Genomic DNA, 22133 nt, shown 5'->3' on the forward strand with positions numbered 1-22133 from the left:
GACGCGGCGATCACCCGCGCCCACGACCAGTTCCGCTGGTTCTCCGGCGGCTGGCCCGTCAACTCCGAACTCCCCGGACCGGCCGCGTTCGCCGGTGCCACCCAGTTCGTACGGCCCGAGGACGTGGCCGAGTCGATTCCCTGCGGCGACGAAGTGGAGGCGGTCGTCGAGGCCGTACGGCCTTACGTGGACGCGGGGTTCACCGAGGTCGCGCTCGTCCAGATCGGCGGCGACCACCAGGAGCCGTACCTGGAATGGGCAGAACAGAAGCTGCTGCCCGCCCTCCGCGAACTGTGAGCCCGCGATGACCACCAAACGCGCCGCGATCTTCGACGTCGACGGAACCCTCGTCGACACCAACCACCTGCACGTCGTCACCTGGTGGGAGGCGTTCAGACAAGGCGGCCACCGCGTCCCCATGCGGGAGATCCACCGTGCCGTGGGCCTCGGCGGCGGCGACCTCATCGAGCATCTGCTCGGAAAGGACCGCGACCGCGGGGACGACGAGCAGTTCGTCGCGGCCCATCACGCCCTCTACGCCACGTACTTCGACCGCCTGCCGCCCCTTGCGGCGGCGGGTGACCTGCTGCGCGAACTGGCCGGGCGGGGCTGGACGATCGTCCTGGCGACCTCGGCGAGCGGCGCGGAACTCGCCGCGCTGCGCCGCGCGATCGACGCGGACGAGGTCATCCTCGGTGCGGCCAGCGCGGACGACGTCGCGGACGGCAAGCCCGCCCCCGACCCCGTCCAACAGGCCAGGGAACTCGCGGGAGTCGAGAGCGAACGTGCCGTGTTCGTCGGCGACACCGTCTGGGACATGAAGGCCGCCGCACGCGACGGAGTGACCCCGGTGGCGCTGCTGTCCGGCGGGATTCCCCGCGCGGACCTGGAGACGGCCGGCGCCCAGGCGGTGTACCGCGACCCCGCGGACCTTCTCGAACGGCTCGACACGAGCGTCTTCGCCGAGCAGTGAGGGGCGAGATCGACGCTCCCGACACGAGGAGGAGGACGAGGACCAGGACAAAACAGGGAGCGCCATGACAGAACTCGACCCGTTCACCGACCTGCTCGACCCGCCGATGTACGTCGTGACCACCGCGGCCGACGGTGAGCGGGCCGGCTGTCTGGTCGGATTCGGCTCCCAGTGCTCGATCCGGCCCGTCCGGTTCATGATCTGGCTGTCCAAGGCCAACCGCACGTTCCGGGTGGCCGAGCACGCCGACCGGCTCACCGTCCACCTCCTCCGCCGGGACCAGGACCACCTGGCCCGGCTCTTCGGCGGTGAGACCGGCGACCTCATCGACAAGTTCGCCGACGTCCCCTGGCACCCGGGACCCGGCGGCTCGCCCGTCCTCGACGAAGCTCCCGCCTGGTTCGTCGGCCGCGTGGAGAACCGCGTCGACGGCGGCGACCACGTCGGATTCCTCCTCGCCCCGGAGACGGTCACCAACGCACAGGGCGACAGCATCACCCCCCTGTCGTTGAGCGACGCCCTCGACATCGACCCCGGCCACCCCGCGAACTGACAGGCAGGGCTTGGTGGTGGCCGACTGAGCACCGGTCAGGCCCTCCCCGCCAACGGGCTTGCCGCGCAATCGAATTGATGCCCTCGGCGGAGCCCGGAACGGGGTCGTACGCGGCTTCGGCGGCCCCTCGCGCATGTTCCGGGCACGGTCTGCCGCTGCCCTGTCGTCCGCTCCCCGGCACGCCGTCACCGGCCCGTCCGCGGCCTCGCCGCATCCGCTCTGACCTGGTGGTTTCGGCGATTCCGCCTAGGGTGGAGTCATCCACCGAACGCCATGGGAGGGGTCTTCGTGAGCGCGGAAGGCATGGAGTACGACGCCGGCGACATCATGGTTCTGGAGGGGCGGGAAGCCGTTCGGAAGCGACCGGGGATGTACGTCGGCTCGACCCGTCAACGCGGGCTGCACCACCTCGTGTCGGAGGTCGTCGGCCGGGCGGTGAACGAGGTCCTGGCGGGCCGCGCCGGTTCCGTCGACGTGACGCTCCTGTCCGACGGCGGCGTGCGCGTCGCCGATGACGGGGTCGGCGATGGGGACTCCTACGGGGCGGACCTCGAAGCGGAGTTGACGAGCTTCGGCGTCGGCTCCGGGTTCAGCGGCCGGCGGACCGCCGTCGTCGGGCCTTTCAGCGTGGGGCTGTTCGTCGTCAACGCCCTGTCGAGCCGTCTGACGGCCGAGGGGACCCGGTGGGCCAAGGAGTACGAGCGCGGTGTCGAGGCCGACCCGCCCGCCATCGCGGGGGCAGCGCGCGGCAACGGGACGACCATCTCCTTCTGGCCCGACGCCGAGATCTTCGAGACGACCTGGTGCTCCTTCGCCCTGCTGGCGGAGCGATTCCGCCAACTGGCGTTCCTCAACCGGGGTTTGACCATCTCGCTGACCGACGAACGCCCGGCGGACGGGGTACGCGCGGTGCTGTTCCGCTTCCCGGACGGCGTACGGGACTTCGCCGCCGCCCTCGACGCGGAGGCGGGAGGTACGACCGACCTGGACGTCATCGGCTTCGAACGGGAGGACCCGCGCATGGCGGGCACGATGGAGGTCGCCCTGCGATGGTCGGACTCCCCGGCGCCGATACGCGGCTTCGTCAACAGCATCGCCACCCGCGAGGGCGGCACCCACGTGGACGGCTTCCGTGCCGGTGTGGCAGCCGCCGTCACCGCGTACGCGAGGGAACGGGCGGGGGCGGCGGCGCCCGACCTCGACGCCTGTGCCGACCGGATCGTCGAGGGACTCACCGCGGTCGTGTCCGTGAAGCTCGACCAACCTGAACTCCTCGGGGCCACACGGCAGTTGCTGGGCAACGCGGCTGTGCGGATCTGCGTGGAGGAAGCCGTCCGGGAGCACCTCCACGACTGGTTCGCCACACACCCGGAGCAGGCCGCGCGGATCGTCGACGACCACGTCACCCGTGCCGTGCGGCGGGACTGAGCAACAGCGCGCCGCCGTCCCGCCGTTGTCCTGTCCCAGGGCAGCGGCAGGGACCGCAGGATGTGGTGGACCATCGTCTCGATGACGACGTAGTCCGGGCCCCCTCCCGCCGACGCGACGAACCCGGTGTACACCCGGTCGGCGGGCAGCCGGAGGGGCCAAGCCGCTCTGCCGGTACGGAGGTTCGCGGCGCGCAGGGTGTGACCGCCGCTGGTGACCGCGCGTTCGTCGGCCTTGTCCATGACCAGGCCGAGGTTCTTGGCCGCGCCGGTGGCGGGCACGGTCCAGGTGGCCGCGCCGTCGGCCCGGGACCGCCCCACGACACCGTCCGCACCGGTGGCGCACACGACCTGAGGGGCCGTGGCACCGCAGACCCGCACCCCTCCGAGCCGGAGAGGTCCTTGGTCCAGGCCCGCGCCACGAGTCCTGGAGGGCCGTCACGCCGGAGCCCGACGCGGTGTGTCGCGAGGACGCGGTCGTGTGACCTGTCCCGGAGGACCGCGCGTCCCTGGAGCCCTCGCAGCCGGCCGCTGTCACCCCGAACAGGACCGCGCCCAGCATCCCGCGCACCACTCGGACCGTCGCATAGCCACCCCCCGGGTGTCTAAAGCGCCCATGGCCGCAGACGTCCCGCGTCCGGCACCATGCCCACGTCACACCCGGTCGGCGCGTGCGACCGGCGGGGAAATGATGACCCGACCGGTTGGTCCTCGCGGCCGGACGGTGTGGCGGCACGGGAGCGGAGGCCGCGTTGGGGACACTCGCGGTCCGGCGCCGCGCGGGCGGCGGGTTCCCTGTCTGGCTGGAGAAACGTGGTGCGACTTCCCCTGCTGCGGGCCGTGCTTGCGGCCTCGGTGCTCGTGGCGTCCGGAGCGGGCGCCGCCGCCCCGGTCCGGGCCGACGGAACGTTCCGGCCCCGGGCCGTCGACGATCTCGCGCGATACGTCAACCCGTTCGTCGGCACCGCCCCCGGCGGTCCCGACTTCGGCCACGGCGGCGGCGCGGGCAACACCTTCCCGGGCGCCTCGGCACCCCTCGGCGGGGTGCAGTGGAGCCCCGACACCGTGACGTACCAGCACGGCGGCTATTCCTACGCCGACAACCGCATCCGCGGCTTCAGCCTCGCGCACATCTCCGGAGCGGGGTGCGCCGCCTACGGCAACGTCCCCTTCATGCCCACGCAGGAGACCGCTCCGCCGGCGTACGCCACGTTCTCGCACGCCAACGAGCAGGCGGCGCCGGGCAGTTACCACGTCACCTTCGACAACGGCATCGGCACCGACCTCACCACCACCCAGCGCTCGGGCATCGCCCGCTTCACCTACCCGGCGTCCGACACCCGCCCGGCCGCCGTGAGCATCGACGCGGCCAAGGCGTTCACCGCGGCCACCGGATCGGTCGACATCGGCACCGACACGCTCTCCGGGTACAGCGACAGCGGCGCGTTCTGCAAGTCCAAGAACCGCTACCGGCTCTACTTCCACGCCACCTTCGACCAGCCCTTCGCCCAGGCCACCCACCCCGACGGCAAAGCGGGCTCGGCCATGGTCACCTTCGCCCCCGGCGTGCGCACGGTGACCGCCCGGGTCGGCGTCTCCTTCGTCGACGTCGAGGGCGCCCGCCAGAACGCGCTCGACGAGCAGAAGGCACAGTCGTACGACACGATCCGGCAGGACGTGCGCGCCGACTGGAACCAGTGGCTGAACCGGATCACCGTCGACGGCGGCACGGACGCGCAGCGCCGCGTCTTCTACACCGCGCTCTACCACGCCCTCCTGCACCCCAGCGTCTTCAGCGACTCCGACGGCCGCTACACCGGCATGGACGGCGTCGTCCACCGCACCCGGGCCGGGCACGTCCAGTACGCGAACTTCTCCGGCTGGGACGTCTACCGCTGCCAGGTCCAGCTGCTGGCGCTGCTCGCCCCGCGCGAGGCCTCCGACATCGCGCAGTCCGTCCTCGACCAGGGCCTCCAGGCCGGCTACTTCGACCGCTGGACCCTCGCCAACGGCGGCAGCGGCGTCATGGTCGGCGACCCGCTGCCCGCCATCGCGTCCGCGATCCACGCCTTCGGCGGCACCGACTTCGACGCCGCCACCCTGCTGCGCACGGCCCTCGCGGACCGCCAGGACAGCCGCCAGCGCCCCGGCCACGAGCAGTACGACACCCTCGGCTACGTCCCCGCCGGCACCAAGGGCGTCTGGGGCTCGGTCTCCACCACCCTCGAATACGCCGTCGCCGACTACGCCCTCGCCCAACTCGCCCATCGTCTCGGTGACGTGACGTCCTACGACACTCTGCTGCGGGCCTCCGGGAACTGGCGCAACCTCTTCAACCCCGCCACCGGCTACATCCAGCCCCGCGCCGCCGACGGGACCTGGCCGGCGTTCACCCCGGCCCAGAAGACGGAGTACGTGGAGGGCAACGCGGCCCAGTACACATGGATGGTGCCGCAGGACCTGCCCGGGCTGTTCGCCGCGATGGGCGGGGACGCCGCCGTCACCGGACGCCTCGACACCTTCTTCACCAACCTCAACGCGGGCGCGGACCAGCCCTACGCCTACCTCGGCAACGAGCCCTCGTTCGGCGCCCCTTGGGCCTACGCCTCCGTCGGGCACGCCGACCGCGCGGGGGAGGTCACCCACCGCGCGCTGGGCACGCTGTTCACCGACGCACCCGGCGGACTCGTCGGCAACGACGACCTCGGCGCCATGTCGTCCTGGGCGGTGTGGGCGAGCCTCGGCCTCTACCCGGAGGTCCCCGGCACCGACCAACTCGTCCGCACGGAGCCCCTGTTCACCGCCGCCACCGTCCACCGGGGCAACGGAACCTCGCTCACGGTCGGCTCCGGGGCGCGCGGGCACTCACTCCGCTAGCGGGAGCCGTACGGGACGGGCCGCCGGTCCGGGGGAGGCCGTCACCTCGGTCGGCTTCAGCGCGCCGTGCGGCCCATCGCACTCCACCACCACCCGCACCGGCTCCCCGCACCCGGTGTGCCGTACGTCGAGCACCGGCCCCTCGGGGTCGGCGGCGTAGGTCTCGCCCCACTGGCGCAGGGCCATGAGGACCGGCCACAGATCGCGGCCCTTGCCCGTCAGGCGGTACTCGTGCCGGGTCCGGCTGCCTTCCTGCCGGTAGGGCACCGTCGTCAGGATGCCGGCCGCCACCAGCTTGCGGAGCCGGTCGGCGAGCACCGCGTCCGAGAGCCCGATATGGCGCCGGAAGTCGTCGAAGCGACGGACCCGGACGAAGGCGTCCCGCAGGATCAGCAGGGTCCACTTCTCGCCGACGAGATCGAGCGTGCTCTGGACCGGACAGTTCTCCGTGCTCACGTCGAGCCATTCCATGCCGCCAGCCTAGCCACCTGGCTCTGTCGTTGACAGTCAGCTCCCACGACATCTAGCTTCTTTTCAAGAAGTCAGCCGGGAGGTAACGCCGTATGGGACGGTCACGCACGTACGAGTGGGACGATCCGGGCGTCTCGGCAGCCGCCGTAGGACAGTCCACGGGTCTGGAATTCCTGCGGGAGCTGATCGGCGGGCGGCTGCCCGCGCCGCCCATCGGGGCCACCCTGAACTTCAGCCTCGACGAGGTCGAGCACGGGCGGGCGGTGTTCTCGCTGGTACCGGGGGAGGAGCACTACAACCCCATCGGCAGCGTCCACGGCGGGGTCTACGCCACCCTGCTCGACTCCGCCGCCGGGTGCGCGGTGCAGTCCACGCTGCCGCAGGGCATGGGGTACACATCGCTCGACCTGACCGTGAAGTTCCTGCGCCCGATCACCGCCGACACCGGGCGCGTCCGCGCGATAGGAACCGTACTGAACGGCGGACGGCGTACCGCGCTCGCGCAGGCCGAACTGTTCGACGAGAAGGACCGGTTGCTCGCGCACGCCACGAGCAGCTGCCTGCTGTTCCCCGTCCCGGGGGCGTGACCCCGGGACGGCGGAAATCCGCCTGTCCCCCGTGCAGGCGGATCCGCACCGTCAACTCCCCCGATCCCCACGGACGAAGGCGCTGCCGGAACGCTGTGCAGTTTGCCTGGCGCGGCGGCCGTGGTGGTATGGGGAGAAGTACGTATGTGGATGTGACACACGCGGGATCGTGAGGACTATGACGGGCGGGCCTGCCGGGGCGTACGAACGCATGCTGGCGGTGGCGGTGGCGGCGCTGCACGAACGGGACCCCGAGCGGCTGTGGCCGATGGTCGCCGCGTCCCTGCCGGAGCTGTGCGGGGGCGAGGCGCTGATCTACAAACTCGGCGAATGGACGGACCGGACCGGCGCGATGGGTCTTTCGCCCGCCGCCGCGGCGCACCTGGGCCGGATCGACGACGACGCGATGGCGGTGCTGCGCCGCGGCTACCCCTTCGCCGACCACTACGCGACGGCCGGTGCCGCCCGCCGCCCCGGTACCGCCCACCGGATGGCGGGGAGAGGGTGGGCGCGCAGCCGGACCGCGGGCACGGTCAGCCGGCTGCTGGACGCCGACCACGTCCTGGCGATCCCCCTGCCCGGCACGGCCACCCCGGTCACCGGCTGCCTGGTGTACCGCGCGGGCGCCGACTTCACCGAGGACCAGGTCCGGGCCGCCGAGCAGCTCCAGCCCCTGCTGGCCGGGGTGGAACAGCAGCGGCAGCTCCTCGAACGCTGGCGCGCGACCACGGCACCACCCGAAGCACCGGAACCGCCGTCGGACTGCCGGCTCACGCCCCGCCAGGTCGCCGTCCTCCTGCTCCTCGCGGACGCGCTCACGGCCTCGGCGATCGCGCACCGGCTGGGGATCTCCGTACGGACGGTCCACAAGCATGTCGAGGCCCTGTACCGGAAGTTGGGCACGAGGGATCGGGTGAGCACCGTACTGCGGGCTCAGGCGATCGGTTTGCTGCCGGGTCGGGCGGGGCGGTGAAGCGAGGGGCAGTCGCCCCTTGAGAGCTCGCCGATGTGCGGCCCGCGCGGGACACCGAGGCCCCGCCCCCTGCCCCCGGCTCCCTCGATGTCCGATGATCGTCGTGGACACCCGGGTCCCCCGAGGCCCGCACTCGGCATCGACAGGAGCTCACCCCCGTGACGTACGACATCACCGCCCTGCGCGCCCTGTTCCCCGCCCTGAGCAGCGGCACCGCCCACTTCGACGGGCCCGGCGGCACCCAGACGCCCCGGCCCGTCATCGAGGCCATCACCGAGGCACTGGCCAATCCGCTCTCGAACCGCGGTCAGGTGACGGCGGGGGAGCGCAACGCCGACACCATCGTCACCGGGGCGCGCGCGGCCATGGCCGATCTCCTCGGGGCACAGTCGTCGGGGATCGTCTTCGGCCGCAGCGCCACGCAGCTCACCTACGACTTCTCCCGTACCCTCGCCGCGCGTTGGGAGCCCGGGGACGAAGTCGTCGTCACCCGTCTCGACCACGACGCCAACATCCGCCCCTGGGTGCAGGCGGCCGAGCGGGTCGGCGCCACCGTGCGCTGGGCGGACTTCGACCCCGCGACCGGCGAACTGACCCCGGACCACCTCCGCGCCGTCCTGTCCGACCGCACCCGGCTGGTCGCGGTCACCGCCGCCTCCAACCTGATCGGCACGCGCCCCGCGGTCCGTGAGATGTCCCGCCTGGCACATGAGGCCGGGGCCCTGTTCTGGGTCGACGGCGTCCACTACACCGCCCACGCCCTGGTCGACGTCGACGCCCTCGGCGCGGACTTCTTCGTCTGCTCGCCGTACAAGTTCCTCGGCCCGCACCACGGTGTCCTCGCCGCCCGCCCCGAACTGCTCGACACCCTGCGCCCCGACAAGCTCCTCCCGTCCTCCGACGCGGTGCCGGAACGCTTCGAACTCGGCACGCTGCCCTACGAGTTGCTCGCCGGCACGCGCACCGCCGTGGACGTCCTCGCCGGCCTGGACGCGGACGCCACCGGCAGCCGCCGTGAACGCCTGGCCGCGAGTCTCGCCGCGCTCCACCGGCACGAGGAGACCCTGCGCACGCTCATCGACCACGGGCTCGCCGACCTGGACGGGATCACCGTCCACTCGAAGGCGGCCGAGCGCACGCCCACCGTGTTGCTGACCTTCGACGAAGCCTTCGGCGAGCACGGCACGCAGGACGCCTCCCGCTTCCTGGCGGACCGCGACGTGCACGCGCCGTCCGGCGCCTTCTACGCCCTCGAAGCCTCCCGGCGGCTCGGCCTGGGCGACTCCGGCGGCCTGCGTGTCGGCCTCGCGCCCTACACCGGCACCGACGACGTCGACCGGCTCCTGACCGGACTCGCGCTGTTCCTGAAGCAGGCCTCCCGCTGACGGCCGGGACCGTGCCAGGACAGCGCTTGAGGAGAAAAAGATGTGTCCGATGACGGGTTAATGATGGATTCGGCCCCTTCAACATTGCCCCGTACTCCCTCTAGCGTTGCGCCCATGTGAACGGCCTCGCCGTCGGCTGATCAGCGCCGCTTCGGCCTTGGGCGGTCTCTGGAGGGAGAAGGCGATGGCGCCTGTGGTACCGGACGTCGGAATCCCGACCCTCGGAGACGCCGCCCGCCGTGTCGCGTACGTCCTCGCGGGGCGGCCGCCGGCCGCGGTCGCCCACCCCCACTGGAAGCCCGGAAAGGCCACAGCATGACCACCTCGTCCCTGAACAGGATCGCCGGCGCTCCCATCTCCTGGGGTGTGTGCGAAGTACCCGGCTGGGGCTACCAGTTGACGCCCGAGCGGGTCCTGAACGAGATGCGCGAGGTCGGCCTCGCCGCCACCGAGTTCGGCCCCGAGGGCTTCCTGCCCAGCGCGCCGGACGCCATGGCCCGCACCCTCGCCGACCACGACCTGCACGCCGTCGGCGGCTTCACCCCGCTGCTGCTGCACGTCCCCGGACACGACCCGCTGCCCGAGGCCGAACAACTCCTCGCGGGCTACGACGCCTCCCAGGCCGAGGTGCTCGTCCTGTCCGCCGTCACCGGCCAGGACGGCTACGACTCCCGCCCCGAACTCGACGCCGACGGCTGGAAGTTGCTGCTCTCCAACCTGGACAGGCTGGCCTCGCTGGCCGCCGAACGCGGTGTGCGCGCGGTCCTGCACCCGCACGTCGGCACGATGATCGAGAACGGCGACGAGGTCCGCCGTGTCCTGGAGCACTCGGCGATCTCGCTCTGCCTCGACACCGGCCACCTCCTCATCGGCGGCACCGACCCGGCCGAGCTGACCCGCCAGGCGCCCGAGCGCATCGCCCACACCCACATGAAGGACGTCGACGCCTCCCTCGCAGCCAAGGTCCAGGAAGGCAGGCTCAGCTACACCGACGCCGTCCGCAAGGGCATGTACCGCCCGCTGGGCGCGGGCGACGTGGACGTCGAGGCGATCGTCACCCACCTCAGCGCGCGCGGCTACGACGGCTGGTACGTCCTCGAACAGGACACCATCCTCACCGAGGAGCCGACGGCGAAGGGCCCCGTCGAGGACGTGTGGGCCAGCGCCGAGCACCTGCGCTCGGTGCTGCGCGGTGTCGCGTAGCCCCGGACATCAGGAATCCGGGAAACGGGAATGACCGCTGACCGATTTCTCGCCACGTGCTGGACCACGGCGGGCGACACCGCTCCCGACGAGGAGGACCAGCGCAGTCCGCTGGACCTGCGGGAACGGGTGGAAGCGGCGCGGGACGCCGGATTCACCGCCTTCGGGCTGCTGTACGCGGACCTGGTGGAGGCCGAGCGCGCGTACGGGATCGCCGGCATCCGGTCCCTGTTCGAGGACAACGGAATCGACCACGTCGAACTGGAACTCCTCACCGACTGGTGGACCGACGGACCCCGGCGGGCCGCGTCGGACACCGTCCGCACCGGCATGCTGAGAGCCATCGAGTCGCTCGGCGCCCGCACCTTCAAGATCGGCCCCGATGTCGCCGACGAACCCTGGGAACTCGACGTCTGGGCCGAGGAGTTCGCCGTACTGGCCGCCCAGGCCGACGGCGTCGGCGCCCGCCTGGGGGTCGAGCCGCTGCCCTGGTCCAACCTCAGGACCGTGCACGACGGGCTACGGCTCGTCGAGGCGGCCGGTCACCCGGCGGGCGGGCTCATCATCGACGTCTGGCACGTCGAGCGCGCCCACACCCCGCCGGCCGAACTGGCGGAGGTACCCGGGTCACGGATCGTCGGCGTGGAGCTCAACGACGCCCACAGCGACGTCGTCGGCACACTCTTCGAGGACACCGTGCACCGCCGACTCCTGTGCGGAGAGGGCTCGTTCGACCTGCCGGGGATCGTCGCCGCGCTCCGGACGGCCGGCTTCCGCGGTCCCTGGGGCGTGGAGATCCTCTCCGACACGCACCGCGCGCTGCCGGTGCGCGAGGCCGCGGCGGCGGCATTTCGGAGTGCCGCGGCACTGGTGAACTGACCGAAAGGAAGGGATAGCCCTCGCTGGTCGTGGCGGTCACACGGCGCAGCCAGTCCTCGGTGACGCACTCGGGCTTGCGCCTGAGCAGCACCGGATGCCGGCCGACGCGCCGTCCGTACCGGTCGTCGGCTGATACGGACGGCGCGTCGCACCCGGGGATCAGCGTTCGTAGACCCCCGTCAGCCGGCCCCGGCCGAGGACCGGCGCGGTGACGGTGGGCAGGAAGGCGCGGGGCCGGGCCCGGTCCACCGGTGTGGTGCCGGAGGTGTCGGTCACGGGAGCCGCGAGGGCGAACAGCTCGAAGACGTAGCGGTGCGGGCCGTGGCCCTTGACGGGCGCGGGGCCGTGGTAGCCCCGGCCGATGGTGGACCGGAGGATCCGCACCCCCGGGCCGGGCTGCCGTGCGGCCAGGGCGCCGGGCGTCAGGTGTCCGGTCGCCGGGTCGATCAGGGCGAGGCAGTGCACGGCGGGCTTGGACATCGGGACGTCGATGTCCTCGACGACCAGGAGGAGTTGGGCGGTGCCGGACGGGAGCGCGGACCAGGCCAGCTCGGGGGAGAGGTCCTCGCCGCCGATCTGCTTCGCGCAGTGCTTCAGCGACAGGGTGTCGCCGTCGCCGAACTCCTGGCTGGTGAGAACGAGGTGTCCGGAGCCTTGGAGGTTGGGCAGGTTCCACGCCATGTGGGTCTCGCCCGCCCTGCGGTTCTTCAGGAGTCGGCCGAGCAGGCTCATCGGGTCGCCTCCACCATGGTGATGACCTCGGCGGCGGTCGCGGTCTCGCCGAGTTTGGGGAAGACGCGCTCGACGCTGTGGCGATGGGCCTCGGGGTCGGGATCGCCCATGGCGTCGGTGGCCAGGACGACGTGGTAGCCGTGGTCGACGGCCGAGCGTGCCGTCGACTCGACGCCCGAACTGGTCGCGACGCCGGTGAGCACGACCTGCGTGACGCCCAAGTCCCGCAGCAGCGTGTCGAGTCCGGTGTCATGAAATGCGCTGCGCCGCCGCTTGGTGATCAGATGGTCGGTCGGCTGTACGTCAAGTTCGTCGATGAGGTCGGCCCAACCCGCGGGCGGGGCAGTGGCGTTGGCGGACCGGCCGGTGCCGACACGTACTCGCGCGGGGATGTCCGTACGACCCGGCGCGCGGCCGGTGACGTTGACCAGGACCACGGGGAGACCGTGCCGCCGGAACTCGGCGGCCAGACGGGTCGTCTGCTGGACGGCGGTGGTGACCGGAGTATCGGTGAGGGCGGAGACGATGCCCTTCTGGAGGTCGACCACGACGAGCGCGGCGGTGGGGTCGATGGTGGTGAGTGGCATGGGCGTCGGTCTCCTGGGGAGGGCTTGTGATGTCTTGGACGTCGGCTGGTCGCCGTGCTCGGGACGGGACGGGCTCAGCCGTCGGCGTTACTTGTCCGGCCGGGCGAGGGCGTCGCCGGTGACGGCCGTACTCGGTTCCGGCGTCCTGGCCGCTGGGCGGGTGCCGGTGCCGCGCAGCATGGACGCGATCGCGGCGAGGAAGGCGAGACCGGCGCCGAAGGCGAACACGACGACCAGACCCGAGTGGAACGGCCCGGATATCAGGCTCGGGAAGAACTCGCTTCCGGTGAGGGTGTGTTGCTGCGCCGCCGTCAGATGGGTGAGGACACCGCTGGGCTGGAGCAGGTGCTGGACCGGGTTCACGCCCAGCTGTGCGGCGAACAGGGAGGAGACCGGGGGCAGTCCGGCGACCTGGGTCGCCACGTGGGCCGGTACGCCCTGCTGTTGGAGCCCGGTGGTGAGGCTGGCCGGGAGCGTCGTGGCCAGTCCGGCGATCATCAGGGAGAAGAAGACGCCGATGGAGACGGCGGTGCCGGAGTTCTGGAAGGTGGCGCGCATGCCGGAGGCGACTCCGCGCAGCCGTGGGGGCACACTGCCCATGATCGAGGAGGAGTTGGGGGATGCGAACATCCCGCTGGCTATGCCGTTGAGCGCGATCAGCAGCGCGAAGACCCAGTAACTGAAGTCGATCGGCAGACACATCAGGCCCAGGAAGCTCGCGCCGAACAGCGCCGCGCCGCCCGTGGCGAGACCTCGTGAACCGAGCCGGTCCGACAGATACCCGGAGACCGGGCCCGCCGCGAGGAAGCCCGCGGTCAGCGGCAGCATGAAGATGCCGGCCCACAGCGGGGTGTCGCCGTAGTCGTAGCCGTGCAGCGGGAGCCAGATGCCCTGGAGCCAGATGATCAGCACGAACTGCATGCCGCCCCGGCCGATCGAGATGGCCAGGCCCGCCAAGTTGCCGAAGGTGAAGGCCCGTTGGCGGAACAGGCTGAGCTGGATCATCGGCGCGGAGACGCGGTTCTCGATGACGACGAACGCCGCCAGGAGCAGCAGTCCGCCCGCGATCAGCGTCTCGACCAGGGGGTTGGTCCAGCCCATGGTGTGGCCGCCGTAGGGCTGGAGGCCCGCGGTGATCGCGATCAGGGCGGCGCTGAGGCCGACCGCGAAGGTGAGGTTGCCCCACCAATCGATGCGGCCGCCGTCGCGGCGGGCGGTCTCGCGGAGGGTGCGGTAGGCCCACACCGTGAAGAACACGCCGACGGGCACGTTGACCCAGAACACCGCCCGCCAGTCCCAGGCCGACAGCAGACCACCGGCGACGAGACCGATGAACATCCCGCCCAGCCCGGCGACTTGGTTGATGCCCAGGGCGAAGCCGCGCTGTTCCTCGGGGAAGGCGTCGGTGAGGATCGCGGCGGAGTTCGCGGTCAGCATCGAGCCGCCGACGGCCTGGAGCAGGCGCCAGGCGATCAGCCACATCGCGCCGTGGCCTCCGTCGAAGGGGTCGAAGGAGAGCAGGATCGAGGCGAAGGTGAAGACCGCGAACCCCGAGTTGTAGATCCGCACCCGGCCGTACATGTCGCCGAGGCGCCCCACCGTGACCACCAGGACGGCCTGGACCAGCCGGTAGCCCATGATCATCCACAGCAGATAGACGATGTTGCCCGGCGCGAGCGGGTCGAGATGGATGCCGCGGAAGATCGCCGGCAGGGCGATCAGCACGATGGAACCGTCCAGCGCGGACATGAAGACCGCGGCGGTCGTGTTCGTCAGCGCGGTCCACTTGTACCGGTCGTCGGCGGCTGGGCGGCGCGGGGTGCGCGCCTTGAGAGGGTCTGTCATGGGTCCGCTTCCTCGTGGCTCCGTCGCCGCCGTCAGATGTGCTGGGCCAGTCGCTCCAACAGAGGTGCCACCGCCGCGAGTTGCTCCACCTCGGCCTCGGTGAACGCGCCGCTGGTCAGGGCTCGGGCGAGCAGTTCGGCCCGGGCGTTGCGCTTGTCCTTCAGTGCCTGCCGGCCGGCGTCGGTCACCGTCAGCACCACACGCCGGCCGTCCTCCGGGTCCGGGCGGCGTTCGACCAGGCCGCGGTTCCGCAGCGCGTTGAGCGTCGCTCCCATGGCCTGCGCGGTGATCTGCGCCTCGCGGGCCATCGCGGAGGAGGTGGCGGGTCCGCCGCGGTCCAGCCGCGCGAGCGCGCTCCGCTCGGGCATGGTCAGCCCACCCTCGACCGGCACTTGCCGGGCCCGCCGCACCAGCACGCCGAAACTCGCGAGCAGCGCGGAGGCGACGGCGGTCGGATCCAGATCCTGGTCGTCGTTCATATGCTAAGGCTACTTTATCAGCCTGCCTTAGTAAATCGCCCCGGCGCGCTGCCCGCCGATCCCGCCGACGCGAAAATCGCCTGTCGCGGAAGGCCCTCCAAGAGTTACGGTTCCCATCACCACTGAACGTCGAGAAGCTGGAGCCCAGAGATGCCCGGTCGTCCGGGCGCGCGTTGACGTCGTAGACCGTGATCGGTCCGTCATCGCGTGCCGCCCTCGATGCTGCGGCACAGCGAGCCTCCCCCTCCCCGCTCGAACGCTGAGCGCGTCCTCCGCGCGCCTGTTCGCGGGCTCGTTGCCGGCAAGCCGAAGGGTTCCCGTGCCGTCCTCCTCCTCTGTCCACGTTCCGTCGAGCCTGTGGCGGGACCGCGACTTCCGCAGGCTCTGGCTGGGGCAGACCGCCTCCCAACTCGGCGAACAGACAAGCCTGGTGGTCCTGCCGCTCTTCGCCGTACTGACGCTCGGCATCGGTGCCGGACAGCTCGGCGTGCTGCGCGCCGTGGAGCAGGCGCCGATCCTGCTGCTCTCGCTCCTCGTCGGCGCGTGGGTGGACGGCCGGCGGACGCGCACCGTGATGGTGGTGGCGGACGTGGGCCGGACCGCGGTGCTGGGCGCGGCGGCCGTGGCCGGACTGCTCAACTGGCTTGGTCTGCCCGCCCTGTTCGTGGTGGTCTTCGTCGCCGGAGTCCTCTCCGTGTTCTTCGACCTGGCCTACCAGATCTCCCTGGTGCGGCTGGTGACGCGCCATCAGCTCGTGCGGGGGAACAGCGCGTTGGAGGGCAGCAGGTCCGCCGCGCAGATCGGCGGACCCGCACTCGGCGGCACGCTGGTGACCCTGCTGTCGGCGCCGATCGCCGTCGCCGCGTCGTTCTTCGCGGTGTCGTTCCTGTCGGTCCGACGGATCCGCCGGACCGAATCCGTCCCGCAGCGCTCGGGACACTCCCCTCGCCTGTGGCGGCGAGTCCATGAAGGTCTGCGTTTCGTCGCCGGCGACTCCCTGCTGCGCACCGTGTGTCTTGCCGCCGCCGTCTTCCAGTTCTTCTTCTCGGCCACGATGACCGGCTATCTGCTGTTCCTGCCAAGGGAGTTGCACCTCTCGGGCGCCGCCGTGGGCCTGGCGCTCGCGGCGACCGGTCCCGGTGCGCTCGTCGGCGCGCTGCTGGCCGCGCGGCTGCCAGGCCGGTTCGGGCACGGCACGGTGATCGTGGGCGCGGCGGCACTCGGCGACGGCGCGTTCCTGTGCGTGCCCGCGTCGCACGGGTCGTCCACGGCGACGATCACCGTACTTCTCGCGGCCAACTTCGTGTTCGGAGTCGGCGGACAACTGGTGAACGTCACGGTCATGGCGGTCCGGCAGGCCGTGACTCCCCACGGAATGCAGGGGCGTGTGGCCGCGACGATCAATTTCGCCGGCATGGGGATGACGCCGCTGGGCTCGCTGCTCGGCGGCTTCCTCGCCCAGGAATGGGGGCTGCGGGCCGGCCTCCTCGTGACCGCCGGAGGCATGCTGCTGTCGCCGGTGGTCATGGCGCTGTCCCCGCTGGCGCGGCTGGGAAGGGATCTCCACGGCCTCGCGGGTACCGAGTAGGGAGACAGCGGCGGCACCTTGGTTAACCTGCACGGGTGACCATTGACCTCACCCTGCTGCCGCGTGTCGCCTGCCGAAGACAGGAGGTCACCGCGCCCCGGCTGCGCGGGCTGCTCGCGTTGCTCGCGGGGGACTTGAGGACCGGGTGCAGCACCGAGCGGCTGGTGGAAGGGCTGTGGCCGGACGAGTTGCCGGAGCGGCCGGGGAAGGCGTTGCAGGTCCTCGTGTCGAGGGCGCGGGCGCAACTGGGCGCCGACCTCATCGTCAGCACGCCGACTGGATACCGGCTCGACCTCGCCGCGGAGCAGGTCGACAGTGCCGCCCTGCTGCTGCACGCCGCCGCGAGCGCGGACCGGGCCAGGGCAGGCGATCACGCGGGTTCGCTGGCCGCCGCCGAGGCCGGGCTCGCCCTCTGGGAAGGCACCCCCGACCAGGGCGCCGACAGCGACGACCCGGTGGCCGCGCTGCGCGCCGAGCGCGTCCCCGTCCACGACACGCTCGTCCGCGCGCGGGCGCTCGCGCTCGCCCGCCTCGGACGCCACGCGGAGGCCGCGGGACCCCTGGCCGTCGCCGCCGCAGCGCATCCGCGCGACGAGGAGGTGCTCGGTGAGGTGCTGCGCGGGGAGGCGGCGACGGCCGGCCCGTCCGCGGCGCTGACCCGGTACGAGGCGTACCGCCGTGAACTGCGCGACGAGCTCGGCACGGACCCGGGGCCCGGACTCAAGGCCGTACAACAGGAGTTGCTGCGCGGCGAGGCGCCCGTGGCCAGGCACGGGGTGCCGCACGAACCGAATCCGCTGCTCGGCCGTGACGACGACATCGCGGCGGTGGAAGGGCTGTTGCGTGTCTCGCGTGCCGTCACCGTCGTAGGACCCGGCGGTCTCGGCAAGACCCGGCTCGCGCACGCGGTCAGCCGTCGGGCCGAACAGCGCCTCGTGTACTTCGTGCCGCTCGCCGGTGTCACCGAGGACGCGGACGTGGCCGCCGAGGTCGCCTCCGCGCTCGGCGCCGGTGCCATGAACGGGCCCGCGTCGGGCGACCCGGTGTCCGGCATCCTCGGTGTGCTCGGCTCCGGGCCCGCGCTGCTGGTCCTCGACAACTGCGAGCAGGTCGTCCGGGGCGCCGCCGACCTCGTCCAGGCCCTGGTCTCGTCCTCCAAGGACCTGCGGGTGCTCGCCACCAGCCGCTCCCCGCTCGGCCTCACCTCGGAGGCGGCCTACGCGCTGCCGGAGCTCGGACTCGCCGTCTCCGTCAAGCTGTTCACCCAGCGGGCCCGCGCCGCCAGGAGCGGCGTGGAGCTGCCCCCGGACGCGGTGGCCGAGCTGTGCCGGCACCTCGACGGGCTGCCCCTCGCGGTGGAGTTGGCGGCGGCCCGGGTGCGGGTCCTGTCGGTGCCGGACATTGCCCGCCGCCTCGGCGACCGGTTCGCGCTGCTCCGCGGCGGCGCCCGGGACGTGCCCGAGCGCCACCGCACCCTGCACGCGGTCGTCGAGTGGAGCTGGAACCTCCTCGCCGAGGACGCGAGGGCCGCCCTGCGCACCCTGTCCGTCTTCCCCGGAGGCTTCTCCGGCGAGGCGGCCGAACAGGTCCTGGGCGAGGACGCGTTGCTCCTGCTGGAGCAGCTGGCCGACCAGTCGCTGCTCACCGTCCTCGACACCCCCGCCGGTGTGCGGTTCCGGATGCTGGAGACCGTACGGGAGTTCAGCGCGGCCCGTCGCACGGAGGCGGGCGAGGACGAAGCCGCCGTGGACCGATTCCTGGACTGGGCGCGGGAGTTCGGGGTCGTGCATCACGATGTGCTGTTCGGGTCCGACTCGCAGTCGGCGTGGGAACGGATCAAGGCCGAGCAGGACAACCTCGTGGCGGCGCTCCGGCATGCGCAGGCACGCCTGGACCATCCCGCCACCGCCGCGCTCACCGCCGTCCTCGCCAGCCTGTGGTCCACCGGCACCAACTACCCCCGCCTCCTCGCCCTCACCACCGACACCGGCCCGGCGCTCTCGCACTACCACCCCGAGCCTGAATACCTCGAAGTCGCCCGCACCGCGGCCGTGTTGGGCACGGTCACCGTGTTCATGGGCCAGGGCCCACGCGCCGTACGCCAGCTCGTCACCCTGCGACGGCTCCCGGCGGCCCCGCCGGACTCGCTGATCCGCGCCGCCTCGGTCGTGCTGAGCGCGATCCCCGAGATCCGCCCGCCCGGCTACGACGTACTGCGCAGGCTGTCCGAGGACGGGCAGCCGTTGCTCTCCGGCATCGCCGAGTGCATGGCCTGCTACGTCTGGGAGTTCGAGCACGACATCGAGCGCGCCCTCGTCTCGGCCCGCCGAACGGTCAGCGGACTCGCGGCAGTTGACAACCCGTCCGTCCAGCTCATGGCGCACTCCCGGCTGAGCGAACTGTGCCTGCGCACAGGGCAGGGCGAAGAGGCGTACGACCATCTCAAGGCCTCCCTCGCCGTGTTGCCGCGGCTCGGCGACGGGCACGACCACATCGGCATCCGTTCGCTGCTCGCCCTCGCCTGTCTGCAACGCGGGGAGGTGGACGAGGCCGAGTACTGGCTGCGGCAGACGGAGAGCGACAACCCCCCACCGGAGGACGACTTCTACCGGCCCGACCTCGGCGGGCGCGCCGAGATCGCGCTCGCTCGCGGACTGACGGAGGTCGGACTCGGCCTGTGGCGCGGCGCCGTGGAGCGCATGCTCGCGGCGGGATCGTCGCGCGGCGACGAAGTCCGCCCCGATCCATGGGCGTTCCTGGTCCAGTCGGTGGCCGTGACGGCCCACGCGCGCGCTGGCCGGCACGCGCTGGTCGCGGACACCGTCGACCGGTTGCGCCGAGGATTGCGGACCCTGCTCGCCGAGCCGTACGGCTCGCCCTCCGAACTCCCCCTGCTGGGGGCGATGTTGCACGCCCTCGGCACGGTCGGGTGCGCGGAGGGCGACCCGTCGGCCGTACGGATGATCGCGCTGGCCGAACGGCTGGGCGTACCGCGGGACTTCCAGCCCACGATGTCCGCGGACCTCGCCCGGCAGGCGGCCGAGGACGCCGACAGGGCGGCGTACGCCGACGCGGTGTCGGAGTATGCCGCCCTGGGGCGGGACGAGTTGCGGGACGCTGCCCGCGCTGTCATGGCGACTACTTCGGGTCGCGGTTGAACGAGGCGGTGGACCAGCGGTAGCCGAGCACGGTGAGCCCGACGCACCAGGCGGTGGCGATCCACCAGTTGTTGCCGATCTCCGTGCCGAGCAGCAGACCGCGCAGGGTCTCGATCGCCGGGGTGAAGGGCTGGTACTCGGCGATCGGCTGGAACCAGCCCGGCATCGTGTGGGCCGGGATGAACGCGCTGGAGATGAGCGGGAGGAGGATCAGCGGCTGTGCGCTGTTGCCGGCCGCCTCGGCGTTCGGGCTGGCCATGCCCATGCCCACCGCGATCCAGGTGAGCGCCAGGGAGAACAGGACGAGCAGACCGAAGGCGGCCAGCCACTCCAGCGCCGTGGCGTCGGTGGACCGGAAGCCGATGGCCACGCCGACGGCACCGACCAGCACCACACTGGCGACGCACTGGAGCACACTGCCGACGACATGCCCGACGAGCACTGACCCGCGGTGGATCGCCAGGGTCCGGAAGCGGGCGATGATGCCCTCGTTCATGTCGGTGGCGACGGAGACCGCCGTGCCGATCACGGTGCCGCCGATGGTCATCATCAGGATGCCCGGGACGATGTAGGCGATGTAGTCGGAGCGGTTGGCGCCGCCGATGCCGGTGCTCATCACGTCGCCGAAGATGTAGACGAAGAGGAGCAGCAGCATGATCGGGGTGAGGAGCAGGTTCAGGGTGAGCGACGGGTAGCGGCGCGCGTGCAGCAGGTTGCGGCGCAGCATCGTGGACGAGTCGCGCACGGCGAGGGAGAGGGTGCTCATCGGACGTTCTCCTTGGGCTGGTTGGGGACCTTGGCGCCGCCGGTCAGGGCGAAGAACACGTCGTCGAGGTCGGGGGTGTGCACGGTGAGTTCGTCCGCCTCGATGCCCGAAGCGTCCAGCCAGTCGAGGATGGCGCGCAGTTCGCGCTGGCTGCCGCCGCTGGGGATCTGGAGCGCGAGTGCCTCGTCGTCGCGGCTGACTTCGCGCAGGGAGGTCGCGGCGGACTGGTAGGCGTCGGGGTCGGTGAAGCGCAGGCGTACGTGTCCGCCGGGTACGAGGCGCTTCAACTCGTCGGCGCTGCCTTCGGCGGCGATGCGGCCGTCGTTCAACACCGCGATGTGGTCGGCGAGTTCGTCCGCCTCGTCGAGGTACTGAGTCGTGAGGAAGACGGTCGTACCGCCGGAGACCAGCTCGCGGATGATGTTCCACATGTTGTGGCGGCTGCGGGGGTCGAGGCCGGTGGTGGGTTCGTCGAGGAAGATGATGCGGGGGCTGCCGACCAGGGTCATGGCGAGGTCGAGGCGGCGTTTCATGCCGCCGGAGTAGGTGGAGGCGGGTTTCTTGGCCGCGTCGGTGAGGTCGAAGCGGTCGAGCAGTTCGGCGGCGACCCGCCGTCCGTCCTTCTTGGGCAGGTGGTGGAGGTCGGCCATGAGGAGCATGTTCTCCTCGCCGGTGATGAGGCCGTCGACGGCGGAGAACTGTCCGGTGACGCCGATCGTCGCCCGTACGACCTGCGGGTCCAAGGCCAGGTCGTGTCCGCCGACGCGCAGTCGGCCGGCGTCGGCGGTGATGAGGGTGGAGAGGATGTTGACGGCGGTGGTCTTGCCTGCGCCGTTGGGGCCGAGCAGGGAGAAGATGGTGCCGGTGGGGACGGTGAGGTCGATGCCGTCGAGGACTGTCTTGTCTCCGTAGGCCTTGTGCAGTCCGGTGGCTGAGATCGCTGGTTCGTGGGTCGTTTTCGTCATGCCGCAGAGCGTGCGGCAGGGCGCCTTCAGCTCGGTTTCACCGCGGTTTCAGTGCTCTGGAACCGGGTGGGCGCGACGGCTTCGGCCGTGCCCTGGTGCGGCCCCGCGCCGCCGACGAGAAGCACGGACGGAGCCGCGCCGATAGGCTGACGGTGATCGGTTCATCAGGGCGCACCCTCCAGCACTCCCACCGCAGCACAGCAGGACTCCCACCGCAGCACAGGAGGAATCGTGGCCGGACAGTTCGAGGCGACAGCAGAGATCGACCGCCCCGTCGAGGAAGTCTTCGCCTTCCTGGCGGAGGGCACGAACGACCCCAAGTTCAGCCCGCGGGTCCAGGAGATCACCAAGACTCCCGAGGGCCCGACGGCCGTGGGCACCGTCTTCACGAGCACCGTCAAGGACGCCGGAATGAAGACGGGCCGGACGTTCCGGATCACCGCGTACGAGGCACCCCACCGCATCCGCTGGGCGGAGACGTCCAAGAACACCGTGACGGCCACCGAGGGCGGCTACGACCTGGAATCCACGGGTCCCGGCACGACCAGGGTCCGGATCTTCAACGTCCTCGAAGGCCACGGCATCGGAAAGCTGTTGGTGGGTTTCGCCCTGGGCGCGGCCCGTAAGGACGCGCCCGCGTTCGGGCAACGCATCAAGACCGCGGTGGAGGCGTCCTGACGGACCG

Annotated in this window: 20 protein-coding genes and 1 pseudogene; 14 read left to right on the forward strand and 7 right to left on the reverse strand. The window is 71.6% G+C overall.

The genetic code is table 11. The features are described 5' to 3' along the window. The 5 genes and pseudogenes from ACIRB1_RS34475 to ACIRB1_RS34495 form a co-directional block, all read left to right on the forward strand. A pseudogene (locus ACIRB1_RS34475) lies at positions 1-297 on the forward strand (LLM class F420-dependent oxidoreductase); the annotation flags it as partial. A 7-nt stretch (positions 298-304) separates the two neighbouring features. Then, positions 305-973, forward strand: coding sequence for an HAD family hydrolase (locus ACIRB1_RS34480; protein WP_403468199.1), 669 nt, complete (start codon positions 305-307; stop codon positions 971-973). Positions 974-1037: 64 nt separating this feature from the next. Next, on the forward strand, positions 1038-1526 hold the full coding sequence (locus ACIRB1_RS34485) for a flavin reductase family protein (RefSeq protein WP_403468200.1): 489 nt from the start codon (positions 1038-1040) through the stop codon (positions 1524-1526). A 288-nt stretch (positions 1527-1814) separates the two neighbouring features. Continuing rightward, entirely contained in the window at positions 1815-2954 is a 1140-nt protein-coding gene (locus ACIRB1_RS34490; protein ID WP_403468201.1) for a DNA gyrase subunit B, read from the forward strand. Positions 2955-3766: 812 nt separating this feature from the next. Then, the gene (locus ACIRB1_RS34495) at positions 3767-5830 is read left to right on the forward strand and encodes a GH92 family glycosyl hydrolase (RefSeq protein WP_352178433.1); all 2064 of its coding nucleotides are present in this window, start codon (positions 3767-3769) and stop codon (positions 5828-5830) included. Here ACIRB1_RS34495 and ACIRB1_RS34500 read toward each other — a convergent pair. Continuing rightward, complete coding sequence (locus ACIRB1_RS34500; protein ID WP_403468202.1) at positions 5819-6301, reverse strand: winged helix-turn-helix transcriptional regulator; 483 nt, start codon at positions 6299-6301, stop codon at positions 5819-5821. The genes ACIRB1_RS34495 and ACIRB1_RS34500 overlap by 12 nt on opposite strands. A 92-nt stretch (positions 6302-6393) precedes the next feature. On the opposite strand from ACIRB1_RS34500, the gene ACIRB1_RS34505 reads away from it, so the two are divergent. The 6 genes from ACIRB1_RS34505 (at position 6394) to ACIRB1_RS34530 (ending at position 11328) form a co-directional block, all read left to right on the forward strand. Further along, entirely contained in the window at positions 6394-6888 is a 495-nt protein-coding gene (locus ACIRB1_RS34505; protein ID WP_352178435.1) for a PaaI family thioesterase, read from the forward strand. Between the two features lie 178 nt (positions 6889-7066). Continuing rightward, positions 7067-7861 (forward strand): LuxR C-terminal-related transcriptional regulator, encoded by a 795-nt coding sequence (locus tag ACIRB1_RS34510; protein ID WP_403468203.1) that lies wholly within the window; start codon positions 7067-7069, stop codon positions 7859-7861. A gap of 158 nt (positions 7862-8019) precedes the next feature. Beyond that, entirely contained in the window at positions 8020-9246 is a 1227-nt protein-coding gene (locus ACIRB1_RS34515; RefSeq protein WP_403468204.1) for a cysteine desulfurase-like protein, read from the forward strand. A 184-nt stretch (positions 9247-9430) separates the two neighbouring features. Further along, positions 9431-9565, forward strand: coding sequence for a hypothetical protein (locus tag ACIRB1_RS34520; protein ID WP_352178438.1), 135 nt, complete (start codon positions 9431-9433; stop codon positions 9563-9565). After that, a complete protein-coding gene (locus tag ACIRB1_RS34525) occupies positions 9562-10449 on the forward strand; it encodes a sugar phosphate isomerase/epimerase (RefSeq protein WP_352178439.1) in 888 nt (295 codons plus the stop codon). The genes ACIRB1_RS34520 and ACIRB1_RS34525 overlap by 4 nt, the downstream gene beginning before the upstream one ends. A gap of 30 nt (positions 10450-10479) precedes the next feature. Continuing rightward, entirely contained in the window at positions 10480-11328 is an 849-nt protein-coding gene (locus ACIRB1_RS34530) for a sugar phosphate isomerase/epimerase family protein (protein WP_352178440.1), read from the forward strand. A gap of 159 nt (positions 11329-11487) precedes the next feature. On the opposite strand, the gene ACIRB1_RS34535 is transcribed toward ACIRB1_RS34530, so the two are convergent. From ACIRB1_RS34535 to ACIRB1_RS34550, 4 genes are all read right to left on the reverse strand, one after another. Continuing rightward, positions 11488-12060 carry a YbhB/YbcL family Raf kinase inhibitor-like protein gene (locus ACIRB1_RS34535; protein ID WP_352178441.1) on the reverse strand — a complete coding sequence of 191 codons (573 nt, stop codon included), beginning with the start codon at positions 12058-12060 and terminating at the stop codon, positions 11488-11490. Beyond that, on the reverse strand, positions 12057-12647 hold the full coding sequence (locus ACIRB1_RS34540; protein WP_403468205.1) for an isochorismatase family cysteine hydrolase: 591 nt from the start codon (positions 12645-12647) through the stop codon (positions 12057-12059). Before ACIRB1_RS34540 ends, ACIRB1_RS34535 begins: the two co-directional genes overlap by 4 nt. 87 nt (positions 12648-12734) lie before the next feature. After that, positions 12735-14492: an MFS transporter gene (locus ACIRB1_RS34545; RefSeq protein ID WP_403468206.1), complete on the reverse strand. Its 1758-nt coding sequence runs from the start codon at positions 14490-14492 to the stop codon at positions 12735-12737. Between the two features lie 32 nt (positions 14493-14524). Then, positions 14525-14971: a MarR family transcriptional regulator gene (locus ACIRB1_RS34550; protein WP_352178444.1), complete on the reverse strand. Its 447-nt coding sequence runs from the start codon at positions 14969-14971 to the stop codon at positions 14525-14527. 319 nt (positions 14972-15290) lie between these two features. Between ACIRB1_RS34550 and ACIRB1_RS34555 the strand changes: the two genes are divergently transcribed. Further along, positions 15291-16559 carry an MFS transporter gene (locus tag ACIRB1_RS34555; RefSeq protein ID WP_403468207.1) on the forward strand — a complete coding sequence of 423 codons (1269 nt, stop codon included), beginning with the start codon at positions 15291-15293 and terminating at the stop codon, positions 16557-16559. Between the two features lie 35 nt (positions 16560-16594). Continuing rightward, positions 16595-19717 (forward strand): ATP-binding protein, encoded by a 3123-nt coding sequence (locus ACIRB1_RS34560; RefSeq protein ID WP_403468208.1) that lies wholly within the window; start codon positions 16595-16597, stop codon positions 19715-19717. On the opposite strand, the gene ACIRB1_RS34565 is transcribed toward ACIRB1_RS34560, so the two are convergent. Further along, entirely contained in the window at positions 19698-20483 is a 786-nt protein-coding gene (locus ACIRB1_RS34565) for an ABC transporter permease (RefSeq protein WP_403468209.1), read from the reverse strand. The two genes, ACIRB1_RS34560 and ACIRB1_RS34565, sit on opposite strands and share 20 nt — an antisense overlap. Then, the gene (locus ACIRB1_RS34570; RefSeq protein WP_403468210.1) at positions 20480-21448 is read right to left on the reverse strand and encodes an ATP-binding cassette domain-containing protein; all 969 of its coding nucleotides are present in this window, start codon (positions 21446-21448) and stop codon (positions 20480-20482) included. The genes ACIRB1_RS34565 and ACIRB1_RS34570 overlap by 4 nt, the downstream gene beginning before the upstream one ends. A 231-nt stretch (positions 21449-21679) precedes the next feature. On the opposite strand from ACIRB1_RS34570, the gene ACIRB1_RS34575 reads away from it, so the two are divergent. Then, positions 21680-22126 carry an SRPBCC family protein gene (locus ACIRB1_RS34575; RefSeq protein WP_352178449.1) on the forward strand — a complete coding sequence of 149 codons (447 nt, stop codon included), beginning with the start codon at positions 21680-21682 and terminating at the stop codon, positions 22124-22126. The last annotated feature ends 7 nt before the right edge of the window (positions 22127-22133 follow it).

The sequence above is a fragment of the Streptomyces sp. NPDC096013 genome, from assembly GCF_044763565.1.
Lineage (GTDB): Bacteria > Actinomycetota > Actinomycetes > Streptomycetales > Streptomycetaceae > Streptomyces.